General features: G+C 52.8%; 18 protein-coding genes and 1 other annotated feature. Of the genes, 13 read left to right on the forward strand and 5 right to left on the reverse strand.

What is annotated here, in order from left to right:
- On the forward strand, positions 1-674 hold a 674-nt coding region (locus Q8Q07_09355), incomplete at its 5' end, for a hypothetical protein (protein MDP3880492.1).
- A 246-nt stretch (positions 675-920) separates the two neighbouring features.
- Here the strand turns inward: Q8Q07_09355 and recG are convergent.
- From recG to Q8Q07_09370, 3 genes are all read right to left on the reverse strand, one after another.
- Positions 921-3380: an ATP-dependent DNA helicase RecG gene (gene recG / locus Q8Q07_09360; GenBank protein MDP3880493.1), complete on the reverse strand. Its 2460-nt coding sequence runs from the start codon at positions 3378-3380 to the stop codon at positions 921-923.
- An 83-nt stretch (positions 3381-3463) separates the two neighbouring features.
- Positions 3464-4312: a DegV family protein gene (locus tag Q8Q07_09365; GenBank protein ID MDP3880494.1), complete on the reverse strand. Its 849-nt coding sequence runs from the start codon at positions 4310-4312 to the stop codon at positions 3464-3466.
- 86 nt (positions 4313-4398) lie between these two features.
- The gene (locus Q8Q07_09370; protein MDP3880495.1) at positions 4399-6036 is read right to left on the reverse strand and encodes a DAK2 domain-containing protein; all 1638 of its coding nucleotides are present in this window, start codon (positions 6034-6036) and stop codon (positions 4399-4401) included.
- Between the two features lie 92 nt (positions 6037-6128).
- On the opposite strand from Q8Q07_09370, the gene rpmB reads away from it, so the two are divergent.
- From rpmB to ileS, 11 genes are all read left to right on the forward strand, one after another.
- The gene (gene rpmB / locus Q8Q07_09375) at positions 6129-6332 is read left to right on the forward strand and encodes a 50S ribosomal protein L28 (GenBank protein MDP3880496.1); all 204 of its coding nucleotides are present in this window, start codon (positions 6129-6131) and stop codon (positions 6330-6332) included.
- Positions 6333-6588: 256 nt separating this feature from the next.
- Entirely contained in the window at positions 6589-6915 is a 327-nt protein-coding gene (gene rpsF, locus Q8Q07_09380; protein MDP3880497.1) for a 30S ribosomal protein S6, read from the forward strand.
- 49 nt (positions 6916-6964) lie between these two features.
- Positions 6965-7372 (forward strand): single-stranded DNA-binding protein, encoded by a 408-nt coding sequence (gene ssb, locus Q8Q07_09385; protein ID MDP3880498.1) that lies wholly within the window; start codon positions 6965-6967, stop codon positions 7370-7372.
- A 102-nt stretch (positions 7373-7474) separates the two neighbouring features.
- Positions 7475-7720: a 30S ribosomal protein S18 gene (gene rpsR, locus Q8Q07_09390; protein MDP3880499.1), complete on the forward strand. Its 246-nt coding sequence runs from the start codon at positions 7475-7477 to the stop codon at positions 7718-7720.
- A gap of 76 nt (positions 7721-7796) precedes the next feature.
- A complete protein-coding gene (gene rpmH, locus Q8Q07_09395) occupies positions 7797-7937 on the forward strand; it encodes a 50S ribosomal protein L34 (protein MDP3880500.1) in 141 nt (46 codons plus the stop codon).
- 43 nt (positions 7938-7980) lie between these two features.
- Entirely contained in the window at positions 7981-8373 is a 393-nt protein-coding gene (gene rnpA, locus Q8Q07_09400; GenBank protein ID MDP3880501.1) for a ribonuclease P protein component, read from the forward strand.
- A gap of 7 nt (positions 8374-8380) precedes the next feature.
- Positions 8381-8590, forward strand: coding sequence for a membrane protein insertion efficiency factor YidD (yidD, locus tag Q8Q07_09405; protein MDP3880502.1), 210 nt, complete (start codon positions 8381-8383; stop codon positions 8588-8590).
- A 95-nt stretch (positions 8591-8685) separates the two neighbouring features.
- Entirely contained in the window at positions 8686-9801 is a 1116-nt protein-coding gene (locus Q8Q07_09410; protein MDP3880503.1) for a PQQ-binding-like beta-propeller repeat protein, read from the forward strand.
- A gap of 11 nt (positions 9802-9812) precedes the next feature.
- Positions 9813-10796: a YidC/Oxa1 family membrane protein insertase gene (locus Q8Q07_09415; GenBank protein MDP3880504.1), complete on the forward strand. Its 984-nt coding sequence runs from the start codon at positions 9813-9815 to the stop codon at positions 10794-10796.
- Complete coding sequence (gene jag, locus Q8Q07_09420; protein ID MDP3880505.1) at positions 10684-11346, forward strand: RNA-binding cell elongation regulator Jag/EloR; 663 nt, start codon at positions 10684-10686, stop codon at positions 11344-11346. The genes Q8Q07_09415 and jag overlap by 113 nt, the downstream gene beginning before the upstream one ends.
- A gap of 51 nt (positions 11347-11397) precedes the next feature.
- Positions 11398-11806: a binding site (T-box leader), on the forward strand.
- Between the two features lie 123 nt (positions 11807-11929).
- Positions 11930-15076 carry an isoleucine--tRNA ligase gene (gene ileS, locus Q8Q07_09425; GenBank protein ID MDP3880506.1) on the forward strand — a complete coding sequence of 1049 codons (3147 nt, stop codon included), beginning with the start codon at positions 11930-11932 and terminating at the stop codon, positions 15074-15076.
- Between the two features lie 2 nt (positions 15077-15078).
- Here ileS and Q8Q07_09430 read toward each other — a convergent pair whose 3' ends face one another.
- Together Q8Q07_09430 and Q8Q07_09435 are read right to left on the reverse strand one after the other, a co-directional pair.
- Positions 15079-16224 (reverse strand): trypsin-like peptidase domain-containing protein, encoded by a 1146-nt coding sequence (locus Q8Q07_09430; GenBank protein ID MDP3880507.1) that lies wholly within the window; start codon positions 16222-16224, stop codon positions 15079-15081.
- Between the two features lie 104 nt (positions 16225-16328).
- Positions 16329-17696: a TrpB-like pyridoxal phosphate-dependent enzyme gene (locus Q8Q07_09435; protein ID MDP3880508.1), complete on the reverse strand. Its 1368-nt coding sequence runs from the start codon at positions 17694-17696 to the stop codon at positions 16329-16331.
- 390 nt (positions 17697-18086) lie between these two features.
- Here Q8Q07_09435 and Q8Q07_09440 point away from each other — a divergent pair, with 390 nt between their 5' ends.
- Complete coding sequence (locus Q8Q07_09440) at positions 18087-18899, forward strand: ion channel (GenBank protein ID MDP3880509.1); 813 nt, start codon at positions 18087-18089, stop codon at positions 18897-18899.
- Positions 18900-18951: the final 52 nt, after the last annotated feature.

The following is an 18951-nucleotide window of genomic DNA, read 5'->3' on the forward strand; positions in this document are numbered from 1 at the left end:
CGAACCCCGCTCTATTCAAAACACCCCAAGAATCCTTTTTCCCGAACCACCCTTACACCCAGCCTTATTGTGAAAAATACATCTTCTCTGACTCAGTTATCCTATTCTCTCATGATGGCAGTTCCGAAAGTGCACTTAAACTGATAATATATGCTTGGAGACTGTTTCAGCAATTCCTTGCAGCTGGCTTTCCCATGAGAGGAGCAATCACCTACGGAGATTTGTATGTGAATAAACTATACAATGTCTTCCTTGGCAGTGCTTTTATTGATGCTTACAAAAAAGAACAAGAGCAGGATTGGATTGGCGCTTATGTAGATTCCTCGGTTTGGAAAGCCCACTCTGATTTAACAGATAATGTTAATTCACCGCTGAGTTTATTAGGATTTCTTTTTCCAGAATATAATATTCCGCTTAAATCTGGTAAATCTAACAGACTCCGTTCATTAAACTGGAGATTTAACTTAGTTGTTAAACTGGGTACGAAGTCACTTTTCCCACAAACGAAGATAGAAGAAATTAACAGTAAGCAAAGAAACGCGCTAGATTATGCCAAATGGATACGTTCCTCCAGACTTGCATACATATCGAATACTCCCCCAATTGAAGTTAGAACATTCTATGTAGGACATAGCTCACAAAAGCCACCATTCGACCATGGTGATGAGTTTTAAATGATGTTTATTAGAAACCTATGTACTTATAGAATAGCAAATATTCCCATATTGACACATCCCCATGTCCGATGATCTCTTACTAAAGGTTGTCGAGTATCATCTCAAACATAATGGGGATATTGTTACCACGTTGTGAACTCGAAACATACCGCTTTCAGAAAAAGGATAACGAATCTGAAGCTAATTTGAGGTAATAATATTACCAAACTTGGTAGCCCGCCTTGGCTTCGAACCCCTTCTCAACTAACTCCACTCCCCCGCTTTGGGCCACACTCTGGATAGCTCTTTGACCAGCGGGGCGTGCTCCGGCTTGTCCAGGTTTTTGTCCGTTTCGAAGAGTTTGATGGCTTCGCTGCGCGCCGTTTCCAGCAGGGCGACGTCTGATAGCTTCGCCATGCGCAGGTCAGGTATGCCGCTCTGCCGCGTGCCGAAGAACTCACCCGGCCCCCGCAGTTTCAGGTCTTCCTCGGCAAGCTGAAAGCCGTCCTGCGTCCTCTCTATGATGTCCAGGCGCTCCCGCCCCACCTCGGATGGGTTTTGCGCCAGCAGCATACAGTAGCTCTGCTCCGGCCCTCTGCCCACCCTGCCCCGGAACTGGTGCAGCTGGGACAGCCCGAAGCGGTCGGCGCTTTCCACCATCATTACCGTGGCGTTGGGTACATCGATGCCGACCTCTATCACCGGCGTTGCCACCAGAATATCCAGTTCGCCGGAGCGGAAGCGGCGCATTACCCCGTCCTTATCATCGGCGGACAGTCGCCCGTGCAGCAAGCCCAGCCTGAGCTCGGGGAAGACCTCGCGGGACAGGCGCTCATATTCGGCGACGGCGGCCCTGGCCTGGATCGCCTCCGATTCCTCGATTAACGGGCAGATGATAAATGCCTGTCTGCCTTCAGCTACCTGGCGCTTGATAAAGGCGTAGGCGCTCTCCCGCTGCGCTGGTCTCAGCCACTTTGTCTTCACTGCCTGTCTCCCCGGCGGCAACTGGTCGATAACGGAGAGGTCGAGGTCGCCATAGAGGGTCAGCGCCAGCGTCCGCGGGATGGGTGTAGCCGTCATCACCAGGACATGGGGGCTGAAACCTTTCTGCCTCAACGCTGAGCGCTGGGTAACCCCGAAGCGGTGCTGTTCGTCCACCACCACCAGCCCCAGGCGCGGAAACTCTACCTCTTTCTGAATAAGGGCGTGGGTGCCGATGATAATATCAATGCTTCCGTCCAGAATACCCTGCTGGAGTTGCTGTTTCCGACTCTGGGGCATATCGCCGATGAGCAGTGCCACAGTAAGAGGGCGGGATAATATCCCGGAGTAGCTGCGCCTGAGGTCTTCTTCTCCCGCCGGATGACCCGCCCGCGACAGTAGCTGGCAGACGGTGGCAAAGTGCTGCTCGGCCAGGATTTCAGTCGGCGCCATGAACGCTCCCTGATATCCGCTGGCGGCGGCCGTCAGCAGGGCGGCGGTGGCGATGACCGTTTTGCCGCTGCCCACCTCCCCCTGTAATAAGCGGGACATCGGCTGCGGGCTGTCCAGGTCAGCCAGTATCTCCCTGAGCACTTTGTGCTGGGCGGCGGTCAGATCAAAAGGCAGTGACTCCAGGAATGTGTCCAGCAGGGCGGTATCGGGGCTGATTGGACTGGCCGGCTGGTCTTCCCGCCAGGAGCGCTTCTTGCTCAGAACCCCCAGTTGCAGCAGGAATAGCTCGTCAAAGGCCAGACGTACCCTTGCCCTGTCCTTCAGAGCCGTGTTTTCCGGGAAGTGTGCCTGGGTTATTGCCAGTGGCAGCTCCAGCAGGTCGCACCGCTGCCTTAGTTCCGGTGGCAGGAATTCGGTCATTTGCCCCGCCCACTGATCGATAACTTCCTTCATCAGTTTCCTGACCTGGCGGGGGCGTAGTCCCTGGGTGAGCGGATATATGGGTACCAGTCGCCCGGCGTGGATGAACTCCTTATCTTCTACGCGCTCCCACTCCGGCGATTCAAAGACGTGCCGTCCGTTAAACACGCCCACACGACCGCTGATAATCACCCGGGAATTGGTCGGCAGGTTTCTCGCCAGGTAGGGATTGTTGAACCAGACCACCCGGACATTACCCGTCTCATCACCGACGATAGCCTCGGTGCTCCGCCTGCCGCCTAACCTGATTTCCTGGGCTTGCCATACGTTAGCCACAATTGTCTCTTCAGCCCCTTCAGTAAGCTGCGAGATGGTCTTACGCTGACTGTAATCGAGGTGCCGGTGCGGGAAGAAGTAGAGGAGGTCGCGGACTGTTTTTACTTCCAGCTTGGCGAACCTGGTTGCCAGGTTGGGGCTGATACCCTTGATAACGGTAACAGGGGAATCCATGGAATAGTGGTTATCCGCTGGTCTGTTTATTTGCGTTTTTGGAGGTGGCTTGCCGGCTTTGGGAGGCACTTTGGTACCGCTCTTCTTCCTTGCTTCGGGTTGTTCTAAATCAGCTAGAAAGACGAGCACACTGTTTATCCATTCCCGGCGTTCTTCTCTGCTCAGCGAGGCATACCCGGGATTGGCCAGATGGAGTCCCTTAAAGCGTTTCAGTAGCCGGGGAGTGGCTATCAATTCTACAGCCTGGTGAGTCCAGTTATTGAGGAATTTGTCCAGACCACCAATTACTGCCGAATCGGCGTAGCCTTTTTTGGCTTCAAGCTCGATGATTTTACGCAGAGGCTCAGCGTTTAGTGACAAAGTTCCGCCTCCGTAGCCTGCCTGCTCGCCGTTGCGGTAAGAAAAGCCTGACCCCGGCAAGTTCACGTAATGTCATGGGTTGGCTATTTCTTGGCCGCCTCCAGGACGGTCACCGCCAGGGCATCCGGGCCGGCGTATGTCCCCAGTACCGGGCTCACCGTTGACCGGTAGATCCTTTCCCTGGGGAATAGTGAGCCAAGCCGTTCGATCAGTTTATCAGCCTGGCCGGCGGCCGTGGAGTGCTCCACCGCCAGCTCCTCGATGTTGCTGAACCCGGCAACAAAATTATAGAGGTAGTCAAGTCCGGCTCCCTGAGACCGTACCCTGGTCAGCGGGGCGACTTCGCCATCTTTGATGGTGAGTATCGGTTTTACGGATAGCATTGAGCCTACCAAGCCCTGTGCCTTGCCGATGCGTCCCCCCTTGGCCAGGTATTTGAGAGTATCAAAATACATGACAACGTGTGAACGCGAAGTTGCCTGGCGCACCATATCAGCAAGCTCATCCAGCTTTGCCCCTTTCTGGGCTTTCTTGGCGGTGGCGATGACTATCAGTCCCAGACCCATGGCTACCATACGCGAGTCAATTACCTCCACGCGGCACTTTTTATTACGGTACAGGTTCTTGGCTCCCGTAGCTGATTCATAAGTGCCGCTGAGCTTGGAAGAGAGGGTGATGACCAGAATTTCACTGGTCTTTTCGGCAAGCCGGTCGTAGACCTCGGCGAAAGCGGCGGGAGTGGGCTGGGTGGTGGTGGGCCAGACATTTTCATGGGTCAGCTTACGGTAAAATTCATCGGTGGTTATGGTAACGCGGTCGATGTAAGCCTCATGGCCAAAGAGCACGGTTAGCGGCACCACGGTAATTCCCAGTCCCTGGGCGATGTCACTGGTAATATCAGACAGGCTATCGGTAATAATCCTGACAGTCATCTTTTATGGTTCCCCCTATCTTTTTCAGTCCTTGCCCTGAGACTTCAGCTTTAGCCATTGAAAAGACCCGAAGCTCCGGCAGTTTGTTATTCTATGGAAACAATATAATCATAATATGGCTGGCCACCGCGAATGACCTCAACCTGAAGCGCAGGGTACTGTTCACGCATATCAGCCGCGATCTGCTCTGCCTCTTCCAGACTGGTGTCCGCTCCATAGTAGATGGTAATTATTTCAGATTTAGTCAAGTCCAGCTTGGCCAGCATCTTGTCAAGGATGTCAGCCGGATTCTTGCCCGCAACCAGCAACTCTCCGTCCAGCAGCCCGATAGCCTGTTTCTTCTTGATAGTCAGCCCGTCCAGCTGGGCGGAGCGTATGGCCCGCGTAATCTCGATTGTCCTTACCGTTGATTGTGCCTCTCTCATCAGCCGGGCGTTGGTTTCAAAATCAGCTTCGTAATCGAAGGTCAGAAGGGCAGCCACACCCTGCGGGATTGTTCGCGTCGGTACAATCTTGACTGTTTTATCGGTCAAAGTCTGGACTTGCTCGGCGGTAAGCACCACATTTTTATTATTGGGCAAGATGATAACCTTGTCCGAGGTTACCGCTTTTACCGCCTGAAGTATGTCTTTGGTGCTGGGATTCATCGTCTGTCCACCGGGGACAATGGAGGTTGCTCCCAGGCTGGCAAAAACATCGGCCAGTCCGTCCCCGGAGACCACGGCGACAGTAGCGATGTCAACCTGGGGTGACTTCTCTCTCTGCATTACCAGAAAGTCCTGATGTTGTTCATCCATGTTCCGTATACTTACCTGGTGCAGCGTGCCCAGAGAAGTAGCGTAGTGGACAACGTTACCCGGGTCCAGCGTGTGGATATGGACCCTGGCTGTGTTTTCATCACCGACGACCATCAAGGACTGCCCCTTCTTCTCCAACCTTTCCCTGATTTTATCCGGATTGAGTCCCTCACCTTTAAGCAGAAATTCGGTACAGTATCCGTAAGGTACTTCCTCGGTGGTGAGCATCTGTGGCAGTCTGACCGGTTGGAGTATGTTACTGGCGATTATTTTGGGCTTACGGAACTGCATCTGTTCCGTCTCCCCCCTGAGATAACGGAGGGCGCCCTCGAGTATGGTATACAGGCCCTGTCCCCCGGCATCCACCACCCCGGCGTCTTTCAGTACCGGGAGCAGGGTAGGGGTATTGGCTACGGATTCATGAGCCGCGCTGACCACCGCCTCCATGACCGGTATCAGGTTATTATCGCCGTTGGCCACCTGTTCCTGACCGGCGGCGGCTGCCTCCCTGATTACAGTGAGGATAGTCCCTTCCACCGGGTTGCTTATCGCTTTGTAGGCTGTGGCTGATGCCTGTTGCAGAGCTTCAGCCAGGTCAGTACCATTAATGGCTTTCTTCTCTCCTATACCCTGTGCCAGCCCGCGCCAGATTTGTGATAATATTACCCCGCTGTTACCCCTCGCCCCCATCAGCGCCCCTTTGGCGACGGCTCTGGCTATATCTGAAGCACTTAAACCATTAACCTGGTAGGCTTCCTCTACGCTGGAACGCATGGTAAGCAGCATGTTAGTCCCGGTATCCCCGTCAGGCACCGGGAAGACGTTCAGGGCATCAATATCTTGAGCGCTTTTCTCTAACCAGTTGGTGGCGGTAGCCAGCATTTCTCTGAATTCTTTGCCGCTGATAGTAGAGCTAATCTGTTTCATATTGTGCTATCCTTGTCAAGTTTGTCCGGCTATGATAGTATTATAGACGGCATCTTACCTGAATTCAATATTTCGGTCAAGAGGAAGAATTAGTGAAGTGTGATTTCTGTGGAAAAACACCCCAGTTTGGTAATAACGTAAGCCATTCCAAGCGACACACCAGACGGCGCTGGGTACCTAACATTCACCCGACCAAGCTGGTAGTCAATGGCCAGGAGAAGCGGTTTAATCTGTGTACGCGGTGCTTGCGCACGCAGCATAAGACCGCGCAAAACCTGCCTGCCGGCGCCGGTTAGTCTCCAGTTGCATCCTTGTTCTGATCTCCAGGTTCCCGGCTATCGCTTAGGACGGTTTATGTAACTGACGCTATCTGTTAAACGCCATACTTGGCGGCAGTCCCGGCTGATTGAGGTAGCCAGATCAATGAATTCCGGTCGCATTTCGGTACGGCTTTTCCGGCTCTGTATATCCATAGTATTATAAATAGCTACTTGCATTGCCTTTGTCCTTGTTGTAAGGTATAATGCGTGTAGAATTTATGAGGAGAAACGTATGGTTTTGGATGAGGTATCTACGGAGTTAGACAGGCAACTACGTGACTACGAGCTGGTATTAGTTATCAGCCCTGAGATTGATGAGGAGAAATTTGAGGCGACACTGGCTGGTATCAGCCGTTTTATTACCGGGCAGGGGGGGATTATTGCCGATATTGAAAAGTGGGGGAAGAGAAGGCTGGCATATCCCATCAAGAACTTTAACGAGGGCAGTTACGTCCTGGCAAAGCTGAAGATGAAACCGGCTCTGGGCAAGGGACTGGAGGTGAACCTGCGGCTCTCTGAGGAAGTTGTGCGGCATCTGTTGATAAAGGTCGGGGACTAAGGAGCGCATATCTTTCCGGCTTGAGAGGCAAAAAAGGAGTGTTGAGGTAATGGTCAGCGTAAATAAGATGATAGTTATCGGTAATCTGGGTAGCGAGCCGGAAATGCGTTTTACTCCTAACGGCAGACCGGTGACCTCATTCAGTATTGCTACTAACTGGAGGTATACAACTGCGGAAGGTGAGCGTAAGGAAGAGACCGAGTGGTTCACGGTGGTCACCTGGGGCAGGCTGGCCGAGCAATGCAACCAGTTCCTGGCTAAAGGCCGGCTGGTTTACGTTGAGGGTAGACTGCGCATGCATAGCTGGGAAGGACAGGATGGGCAAAGGCGCTATCGGAATGAAATAGTGGCTGATAGGGTAAGTTTTCTGGATAGACAGGCCTCTGCTCCTCTTCCTGAAGGAAAGGCGGGAGAAGGTGAGGTTGGTGACTTGGAACCGGAGGACATCCCCTTTTAACGGGATTGGAACCGGGCAAATTTAGCAGCAGGGAGTTTAGCAGTGGTGGTTAAACCGAGGACTGGTAGAGCAAGGGATACAAGGTTTGGCAGGTCACGGTATGTGCCGAGTCGCAAGGTTTGCTCTTTTTGCGAGGGCAAGGTTAAGGTGATAGATTACAAGGACGCTGACAAATTACGCGGTTACATATCTGATAGAGGTAAGATAGCGCCGCGCCGTAGAACCGGCACTTGCGCCAGGCATCAGCGTATCCTGGCCCAGGCAATAAAAAGGGCGCGGCACCTGGCTTTACTGCCATATGTACCGGCTCATATGCGGAAAGTGGGCTTTGTCAGCACAAATGAATAGTTTTATAAGCTGAGAAACGTCTATTTTCCTCATCTTTGTAACTATTTTCGTTTAATTAGTCTAATGCGGGGTAAGAGTGCCAAAAAGAACTTATCAACCAAAGAAGATACCGCGTAAACGCGAGCACGGCTTTCTGAAGAGGATGAGTACCCGTGCCGGACAGGCTGTCTTAAAAGCCAGGCGACTCAAGGGTCGCAAGCGTTTGACTGTGGTTTGATGCTGCCGGAACAACCTTGCGGCTATGCCTGGAAGGTGGAGTGATGAGGGGAGAAGAATACCTGACTAAACCGCAGCAGTATACCCTGGTCTACCGGAGAGGCAGTTCACGGACATCCGCTTTACTGGTGATGAAGGCCTTACCTAATGGGTTGACTCTATCCAGATTTGGCTTTTCGGTCAGTAAGCGGGTAGGTAATGCGGTGACCAGGAACAGGGTAAAACGCTTGCTTAGAGAGATTTTGCGGGTAACGCCGCTTAAATCGGGATGGGATATTGTATTTATCGCCCGTCCGGCTGCGTCCGGAAGTGATTACCTCAGCCTCAAGGATACTGTTGGTAGTTTACTGTCCAGGGCCGGTATTTTAGTGAATGAAGAGGCGCCCGGTCTTTTGACCGGCGCCGAAGCCGGGAGTAGTGGCGGGACGGTTAGTTAGCGAGGCAATGAAGAGATTGGCGCTAGGTTTGATCAGGATTTATCAGTTGACCTTATCACGGGTCATGCCGCCATCCTGTCGTTTTATCCCGACTTGTTCTCAATATACTTATGAGGCGATTGCCCGGTACGGTTTTTTAAAAGGGGTGTGGCTCGGAGTAAAGCGCATAGTTCGTTGTCACCCCCTTCACCCCGGAGGATATGACCCGGTGTCATGATAATCCCGGGGTGAAGCCAGGCGCTTTACTCTTTGAGAATCCGGTTCTATTAAACGCCCTCTACCTGAGATGAATAACGAAGACTGGACTAGAATATGATGGTACGCCATAAGAATTTTATCCTGCTGGTACTGTTTCTCCTGGTCGGACTGGTACTGGCCAGCTGCCAGACTACCGGAGCTATACCCCGGGGCTGGTCGGGCGGGACGGTGGCTGATGGCACGCTGTTTGTCGGCTCCATGGAAGGTAAGCTGGTAGCCGTGAATACACAGGATGGCAGCCGCCTGTGGGCGGAACCACTGAAGGTTAGCGAGCAGACAGGCGGCGGCCTTCTTGGCGGCTGTGCTCCGGCGTCCACATCGGTGGCTATCTACGGCTCTCCCGCCGTGGCTGGAGATCTCATTTTTGTCGGCGGCTATAATGGCAAAATTTACGCTACCAGCGCCAGCACGCGTTTATCTAAAGATAAGTACCTGAACGATAGAAAGCGTGAGCCTATTATTGGCGGCCCGGTGGTAGCCGGAGGCACCGTCTACGTTGGTTCTGCTGACGGGTGGGTTTACGCTCTGGAAATGGTCAGTCTCAACGAGCAGTGGAAGTTTGAGACGGGGGATAAGATATGGTCAACCCCGGTTATTGAAGGTGATACGCTCTTTATTGGCTCCTTTGACAATAAATTGTATGCCTTGAATACGACTAACGGCAGCAAATACTGGGAGTTTGAAACTGAAGGGGCTATTGCCGCCACCCCGCTGGTCTATAATAACTTGGTTTACGTTGGTTCCTTTGACCGGTACCTTTATGCTCTGGGGGCTGCTGATGGCAGCTTTAAGTGGAAATTTATGGCGGGGAACTGGTTCTGGTCTGAACCGGTAGTCCATGACGATATCATCTATGCCGCTAACCTGGATGGCAAGGTTTATGCCCTCAACGCTGAGAACGGCGAAAAGATCGCTGAATTTGATTTGGGCAGTCCGGTAAGCTCTTCGCCGGTGGTAGCCGCTGACTCGGTTATTGTCGCTTCCGAGGCAGGAATAGTCTACAAACTGGATGCCCGTACTAACCGGCAAAGTCAGTTGCTTGACCTGGGAGAAAAAGTAGATGCTCCCCTCGCCGCTGACGGGGACAAGGTCTACGTTCATACGGGTGCGGATGCTCTCCATGAAGTAGACGCGCAGTCAGGAGCGGTGCGGAAGTTTAACATTAAGTGAGGTAGTTTCTGTTGATCGGGGAAATCTGGGACCTTATTATTCTGAGCCCGATGATAAATGTCCTCATCATGCTCTCCCATTATCTGGGAGGTAGCTTTGGACTGACGATCATTGTGCTGACGGCGGTTATCCGGGGATTGATGTATCCGCTTACCCTGAAGCAGCTCCGGGCGAGCAAAGCCATGCAGTCAATTCAGTCCCAGATTGCCGAACTCAGAAAGAAGTATGCCAAGGACAAGCAACAACTGGCTAAAGAGCAGATGAAGCTCTATAAAGAGTCCGGCATGAATCCGGCCGGTTGTTTGCTGCCGATGCTCATCCAGATGCCCGTTTGGATAGCTCTCTACCAGTCCATTATCCGGGTATTAGCCGTGGCCCCTGAGGGTTTCCTGAGCCTGTCCCAGCATCTTTACCCTTCCTGGCCGCTGGTCTTTTCCCTGGTGCCTCTGGAGAGTAAATTCCTATGGTTAGACCTGGCTCTACCTGATCAGTTTTTGCTATTGCCGATCCTGGTTGGCGGTACGATGTGGGTACAGCAGAAAATGATGATGTCTCCTACGGGTGACCCCAAACAGCAGGCCCAGAGCCAGATGATGCTGTATACGATGCCATTGATGTTTGCCTTTCTGACGCTATCATTTCCCAGCGGTCTGGCTATCTACTGGGTGATGTCAAATGTCATCAGTATTGCTACCCAGTATTTTGTTACCGGGTGGGGTGGTCTGGTTTCACCGGCGGCGGGGAAGAGAGTTGCCGATGATGAGAAAAAAAAGAAGCGCGTCGCTCTGAAAGAAACACCTTCAAGGGGTGCCGATATCAGCGGTGAAGATGTCGAGGCTGATATTGTTGAGTCGAGTGCGGCTAAGGAGGGAGAGGAAGGTTATGGAAAGTCTGGAGATAAGCGGGAAGACCGTGGAGGAAGCTATACAACGCGCCCTGGAACAGCTAGGCGTAAGCCGGGAGGAAGTGGAGGTCACCGTCGTAAAAGAAGGTAGGTCAGGGGTGTGGGGACTGGGTGCTGATGAAGCTGTGATCAGGGTAAAACCGCTGGTACCCGCGGCCGCTGGAAAAGATAATCTGGCTGAGGTAGCTAAAGGCACTCTGGAGAAACTCCTTTCTTTGCTGGAGGTTGATGCTTCCGTAACGGTTCAGGAGCAACCGGCTGCCGAACCGGGAGATGAAACTCCGGCCTCTATACTCCTCAATGTCAAGGGTGATGACCTTGGTATTATGATTGGTCGGCGTGGGTATACTCTAGCCTGTTTGCAGTACATTACCCGGCTTATCGTTGGTCATCAGACGCAGGAATGGCTACCGATAGTGGTTGATGTGGAGGCTTACAAGCAGCGGCGTCATCAAACACTGCAGGTCTTTGCCCGTAACATCGCTGAACAGGTCAAGGTCAGGCAAGAACCATTTACCCTGGAGCCGATGCCGCCTTACGAGCGGCGCATCATTCATCTGGCTCTGGCTGACTATCCGCATGTCACTACCCGGAGTATCGGCGTGGGTGAGTCCCGTAAGGTGGTTATTGAGCCCCGTTAGCAATAGCCGGTCTCGATTGACTTATCCCATCGACTGTGTTAGTCTTTTATGCTAAAGGCTGTGACGGAGACGAGTAGGGGAGAGAGCGGCACCCAGCGAGTCTGGTATGGTGAGAGCAGATGTGTATGCCTCCCTGAAAATCCCTCCTGAGCCGCCAACCGAAAGGCGGATAAACATTCCCGCTCAGTAGACTTGGCCGGGCCCGTCACCCGTTATCATCAACGAGGGCATTAATGTGCCCTGATAGAGCGCTGATGGTGTCTGAAAATGTCATTCTGAGGGAGTGAAACGACCGAAGAATCCAGGGGTGTAGTGGATGCAACGCCAAATACTCCCCCACCCGGATACTTCGCGGAGTTTACACTGAGCGAAGCGAATGTGCTCAGTATGACAGAGGAGCATTTTCGGACAACCTCGGAATTAGGGTGGTACCGCGGGAATGATAACTCCCGTCCCTTGTGGACGGGACTTTTTGTTATTGGATATAGATGACGGGAACTCAAAAAGATTTGTCTGCAAAATCGTATAGGGAGAGTTTAATAAGTCCCATATCATTAATACGTAGAAGGGAAAAAGTTTAACAATGTTTCAACCGGTAAACAGCAGAGCCAATTTCCCACAGATTGAGGAGAACATCCTTAACCTCTGGCGGCAGCATAAAGTCTTTGAGCAAAGTGTCAACCAGAGGCAGGGCTCTCCCCGTTTTGTCTTGTATGAGGGCCCGCCGACGGCTAATGGCAGCCCGGGGATACACCATGTCCTCTCCCGTATTTTCAAGGATATCATCCCCCGTTACAAGGCGATGAAGGGCTATTACACGCCGCGTATCGGCGGCTGGGACACGCACGGACTTCCGGTGGAACTGGAGGTGGAGAAGACACTGGGCTTCTCCGGCAAGGCGCAGATTGAGGAATATGGGGTCGCCGAGTTTAACGAGCTCTGCCGCCAGAGCGTATTCAGGTATCTTAAAGACTGGGAGGCTCTGACGGAGCGTATCGGCTTCTGGATTGACCAGGACAACGCCTACGTCACCATGAAGAATGAATACATCGAGAGCGTCTGGTGGGCAATCAAGCAGATGTGGGACAAGGGGCTGGTCTACCAGGGCTACCGGGTGACTCCCCACTGCCCCCGTTGCGGTACCTCACTTAGCTCTCATGAGGTGGCGCTGGGCTATCAGGATGATGTTAAAGACCCCTCGGTTTACATCAAGTTCAAGGTGGTCAAATCATTGTATAGCCAGCCCGGCTTTCTCGACCGGCTGCGCCAGCATTATGGCGACAGAGAGGCTGACTTTGCCGGACGGCTCCTTGAACTGGCCGGGGAAAAGGATGTTTACCTGCTGGCCTGGACGACCACTCCCTGGACATTGCCGGGTAACACTGCCCTGGCGGTGGCGTCGGATGCCGAGTATGTCATTGTGGAGGCCGGAGGAGAATATCTCATCCTGGCTTCCGCCCGGCGGGAACAGGCGGGACTGAGAGATGCGCCGGTAGTGGACAGGATTACGGGCAGGGACCTGGTGGATTTGAGGTACGAGCCTCTGTTCAATCCCCGAAAGTTTGATATTCCTGTTACCAGGATGAGTAATGCGGGAGATGAAGTACCGCGTCCCGCCAGTTTATGGGAGGAGGATATCCTCTATCCCGTGATTGTTACTGACTTCGTCTCCATGGAGGACGGCACCGGGATTGTCCACATGGCGCCGGCCTATGGTGAGGTTGACTATGAGGCGGGCAAGGAGAAAGGACTGGACTTTGTCCATACCGTTGACTTACAGGGCAAGGTTATCGGCACCTATCCCTTCGCCGGTAAGTTTGTTAAAGATGCTGACCCCCTGGTGCTCATGGACCTGGCGGAAAGAGGGCTTCTCTACCGCAGCGAGACCATCCGCCATACCTACCCCTTCTGCTGGCGCTGCGGGACGCCGCTCCTTTACTACGCCAAGGAGACCTGGTATATCCGGACTACGGCGGTAAAAGAGAGCCTGATTGCCGGTAACGAGCAGATAAGCTGGTATCCGGAGCACATTAAATACGGCCGCTTTGGCGACTGGCTGAACAATAACGTGGACTGGGCTTTCTCCCGGGAGCGCTACTGGGGCACGCCGCTGCCTGTCTGGCAGTGTGAGTCCTGCGGCGGCTATGAGTGCATTGGTGGACTAGAGGAGCTTAAGGGTAAACCTGGTGGTGATAAGTCGCTGAAGATTGCAGAGTCAACAGCAATACTTCTCGGAAAAGGCCTTGACCTGCACCGTCCCTTCGTTGATGAAGTAACCTTCACCTGCCCGAAGTGCGGCGGCAAAATGAAACGTGTGCCGGAAGTTATCGACTGCTGGTTTGATTCGGGGGCGATGCCGGTAGCCCAGCACCATTATCCGTTTGAGAATGAAACCCTGCTATCAGACGGGCGTTTCCCCGCCGACTACATCTGTGAGGCGGTTGACCAGACCCGCGGCTGGTTCTACAGCCTGCACGCTATCTCCACGCTGCTCTTTGGCCATCCCTGTTACCGGAATGTCATCTGCCTGGGGCTTGTCCTTGATGCCAGGGGAGAGAAGATGAGCAAGACCAGGGGGAATGTGGTTGAACCCTGGGCGGTGATTGATAAGTACGGGGCTGATGCCCTGCGCTGGTACTTCTTTACTGCCGTCCAGGCGGGGAATGTGTACCGTTTTGCGGAAGATATGGTGAAGGAAGTGACCCGCCGTTTCCTGCTGACCCTGTGGAATGTCTATTCCTTCTTTGTCACCTACGCTAATATCGACCGGTTTACCCCCGGTGCTGAAGAGGCTGCATCGAACCCCCCGGAGCTTGACCGCTGGATAATCTCCGAGCTTAACCAGCTTATCAGTGATGTTGACTTGGCGCTGGACAACTATAACCCCACGGACGCCGGGCGCAAGATTGAGAATTTTGTTGATGTTCTCTCGAACTGGTACGTGCGGCGGAGCCGCCGGCGCTTCTGGAAGAGTGAGAATGACGCCGATAAGCTGGCCGCCTACAACACCCTTTACCGGTGCCTGGTTACTTTATCTGAGCTGCTGGCGCCGATTACCCCGTTTCTGGCTGAGGAGCTATACCAGAACCTGGTGCGTTCGGTATCACCGGAAGCCCCGTTGAGCGTGCACCTGACCGACTTCCCCGTGGCTGATAATGGCCTGGTTGACCGGCAGCTAATGGACGATATGCAGTTTGCCATGAAGGTGTCGAGTCTGGGCAGGGCTGCCCGCAGTAAAGCCGGCATCAAGGTGCGCCAGCCCGTAGCCACCAACTATGTCGGCGCTAGCGCGGAATGGCAGAAGAAGGCTCTGGAGAGAATCAAGCCGCTGGTGCTGGAAGAGCTTAACGCCAAAGAGCTAAAGTGGGATTCCGTTGAAAAAGTAATGGCTCTCGACGGGAATGGATACGCGGTGGTCAGTGAAGCGGCCAATGTATCCGCTATTTCGACTGACTTGTCCGATGAGCTTAAGGCTGAGGGAGTGGCGCGGGAGATTGTCCACCGCCTGCAGACGATGCGCCGCTCCGCCGGATTTGATATCGCCGACCATATAACTACTTATTACCGAGGAAATGATTATATCCGGCGGGTGCTGGAGGATTTTGCCGACTATATCAAGCAGGAAACGCTGTCCCGCGAGCTTGTTGACGGGGTACCCCAGGGCGTCTTTACTGAGAACTACAAGCTTGACGGTAATGAAGTAGCGCTTGGTGTGAAAAGGCTGGACTGATTTTAAGAAGGCGGCGGGCTTTCCACGAGGGTAGCCTGGGTAGTCTGCGCCGTCTGCCCTCGCCAGAAGGTTATCGTTACCTCCTGCCCTACCTCTGCCGAGTGTATTGCCCTGATCAGTTCGTTAACATCGTCCATATCCTGGCCTTCAAACCCGGTGATGACATCGCCGACTCTTAGTCCCGCACTGGCGGCCGGACTGCCGGAAGCGACATTTAACACCAGCACCCCTCGATTGACTGCCAGGTCATATCTCTGCACGGAAAAGGGGTCTACGGTGTAGAGTCCCACGCCGAGCCAGGGACGAATCACGTAGCCGTTCCTGATCAGGTCTTCAATGATTGGAATTGCGGTCTGGGTGCTTATCGCGTAGCCGACTCCTTCTACTCCCACTCGGGCAATCTTGACGCTGTTGATGCCGACTACCTCTCCCGCCATGTTGACCAGCGGCCCGCCGCTGTTACCGGGGTTGATGGCGGCATCGGTCTCAAGAAGCCCGTAGAGTGTCTGCGCTCCGCTGGCTTCTATCGAAACATCCTGGCGGCTGATGATACCCTGGGTCGCCCGGATACCCCTCCCCAGTGAATTACCGATGGCTACTACCCAGTCGCCAATCCTTAATCTATCCGAATCCCCCACGCTGGCGGCAGGCAGTCCCTGGGCATTAATCTTAAGCACCGCCAGGTCGGCCAGCTGGTCGGTAGCCACTGTTTGCATTTCTACCGGGAACGTCCGGCCGTCATCCAGGGTTACCGTGATGCTCCGTGCCCCTTCGACGACGTGATTGTTGGTCACAATGTAGCCGTCTTCAGAGATAATCCATCCCGAGCCGGCTCCTTCCTGGGTAAACGGTCTGTCAAAAAAATCGACGGATGTCACCTCGGTATTGATGGCGACTACGGATGGTTTGACCCTGGCGACCACATCGGCAATGCTGGGTAGTACCGGTGCCGGGCTTCCTCCGAGGGGTATTGTCTGGGGAGGGCTAACCGGGGTGTTATTTCCAGTAACGGGAGAAGTATTGGGAATGGAAAGAGCTGGTGGTGACGCCGGTGGTGGAGTAGTTGTTCCGGTTATCAGGTCACAGCCGGTGAACACGGATAAGCTTAAAATTAGGGCCAGTAAGAGGGACAGGTATTTTGTCTTCATTAATCTCACCATAAATTCATTTTAGCATCAAAATGTTAAGAAATAAATAAGAGGCCGGGAGAATACCCCCGACCTCTTATCAGATTACGATTTTTCTTCTGTCTTTATGCCCCGGGTACCTTGGGTAATGAAGCCTGTGCTTCCTTTACCTTTTCCTCGGGATATTCATAGTCCGCCAGATTGCCGGCGAGGTACTCATCGTAGGCTGCCAGGTCGAAATGTCCGTGCCCGCTCAGGGCCATCAGGATGGTCTTGGCTTCGCCGCTTTCTTTACAGCGCAGGGCTTCATCAATGGTTACTTTGATGGCGTGGTTTGGTTCCGGGGCGGGGATGATGCCCTCGGTGCGGGCGAACTTCAGCCCGGCCTCGAAGACCGGTATCTGGTACTCAGCCCGGGCTTCGATCAGGCCCAGCTTGTAGAGGTGGCAGATAATGGGCGCCATGCCGTGGTAGCGCAGCCCGCCGGCGTGAATCGGGGAGGGAACGAAGGTATGCCCCAGGGTGTACATCTTGAGCAGTGGCGTGAGTCCCACCGTATCGCCAAAGTCATAGGCATAGATGCCCTTGGTTAAACTGGGACTGGCTTGAGGCTCGACAGCGATGATGCGCAGGTCCGGTTTCTTGCCCGTGATTTTATCCTTGACGAAGGGCAGGAATGTTCCGGCAAAGTTGGAACCGCCGCCGATGCAGCCGATGATAATATCAGGATAGGTGTCAGCCATCTCCATCTGTTTCCTGGCTTCCAGCCCGATTATGGTCTGGTGAAGGAGCACATGGTTAAGGACGCTGCCCAGCGAATATTTGGTGTCATCATGGGTGGCCGCGTCCTCTACGGCTTCACTGATAGCGATGCCCAGACTGCCGGTGGTATCCGGGTACTGCTCCAGGACGCTGCTTCCCGCTTTTGTATCCCGGCTGGGGCTGGGCATAACCTTGGCCCCCCAGGTCTCCATCAGGATACGGCGGTAAGGCTTCTGGTTATAGCTGATCTTGACCATGTAGACCTTGAGCTCAATCCCGAAGAACATGCAGCCCATAGCCAGGGCGCTGCCCCACTGTCCGGCGCCGGTTTCCGTGGCGATTCGCTTGACGCCTTCCTGCTTATTGTAATAGGCTTGAGCTACGGCGGTGTTGGGCTTATGGCTGCCCGCCTGGCTGCTCCCTTCGTATTTATAGAAAATCCTGGCGGGGGTATCCAGGGCTTTCTCCAGGCGGTGTGCCCGGTGCAGCACGGTGGGGCGCCAGGTGCGGTAGACCTCCTGTACTTCTTCCGGAATTTCGATATAGTTTTCAGGGCTGAATTCCTGCATGATTAAACCCATGGGAAAGATGGGGGCTAAATCATCAGGGGTAACCGGGTTTCCGGTGGCCGGATGCAGAACGGGGGGTAGCGGCTCGGGCAGGTCAGGCAGGATATTATACCAGCTTGTGGGCATATCCTTTTCATCCAGGATAAACTTGGTTCTTTCCATATTCCCTCCTCAGGTTGTTAAATGAAAATATATAGCCTGCGCTCAGGTTTGTCAACCTGAGGAGGCTGCTGGTGACCTCAAATCAGTGACACGAAAGAGAGGCTTTCTCCTATCCCGGATTATAGCTCCGGTTCGAATCCAATGTGGGCCACCAAGTTTGGTAATATTATTACCACCGTTTAGCTTCAGATTATCTACTCAGTTTTGAAACTTACCAGTTTTGAGCTTACAGATTGGTAGTTATGTTACCAAAGACAAGGAAGCTTTCTCAACTGCAAACAAATTCATTGACATAAGTCCACGCAAGGGAATAAAATCCTCGCAGAACGCAGGTTTGCCTGCAAGTAAGACTATTTCCAAAGACCAATATTGCCTTGCAGGAGGTTTTTGATGTCAAGAAATAATGTGACTGAAATCATTATCGGTATATTTGCAATCGTTTCAATTGTTCTGGTAGCGATAGAATCGTTGGTCTCTGTTTCACAAGGTACATTAATTGGGATATACATAGCAGACCTCATAATATGTATCGTGTTCGCCGTTGATTTCATTCAAAGAGTCAGAGCCAGTGAAAGCAAATCCCGATTCATGAAAACAAATGGCTTTGAGATATTAGCAATGATTCCAGCGATTGCTCTATATGCTTTAGGAACTATACCAGCAATAGCAGTCGCACTTCGTTCCCTGCGTTTGGTTAGGGTAGTCAGGGTGATTCTGCTACTGGCGAGAATGAGGCGAGTATTCTCTAAATCAAGCAGGTTCGTTCAGAGAAGTAACTTGCTTGCTCTGGCTGGCATTACGGTCAGCATAGTCTTTATTGGCGCTTTTGCCGCCTTAATTCTTGATAGTGGAACAGAAAACGCTCAAATTACTAACTTTTCAGATGCCGTTTGGTGGAGTATCTCGACAGTTACGACAGTTGGTTATGGAGATATAGTTCCTCACAGCATCGCGGGGCGGATCATGGGGATGGGTTTAATGGTTGTAGGAATAGGTGTAATGGCGGCTTTTATCTCACAGGTGAGTGCTACCCTGGTTGAATCGAGAATGAAGCGGAATTCAGAAAAAGGAGATTTTAGAACTGCTGTCATATCTGAAATTAAAAGCAGACTGGACAATATAGACAAACTGAGTGAAAGTGAAGTATCTTTACTAATGCAGACAATACAGTCCTTAAGACTGAAAGGAGAGAATAATGGCTAAATTCTGTCAAATCTGCGGTAAAAAGCTCTCGTTATTCTCTGGAGGGACAACG

This window comes from Dehalococcoidales bacterium (assembly GCA_030698765.1).
GTDB lineage: Bacteria > Chloroflexota > Dehalococcoidia > Dehalococcoidales > UBA2162 > JAUYMF01.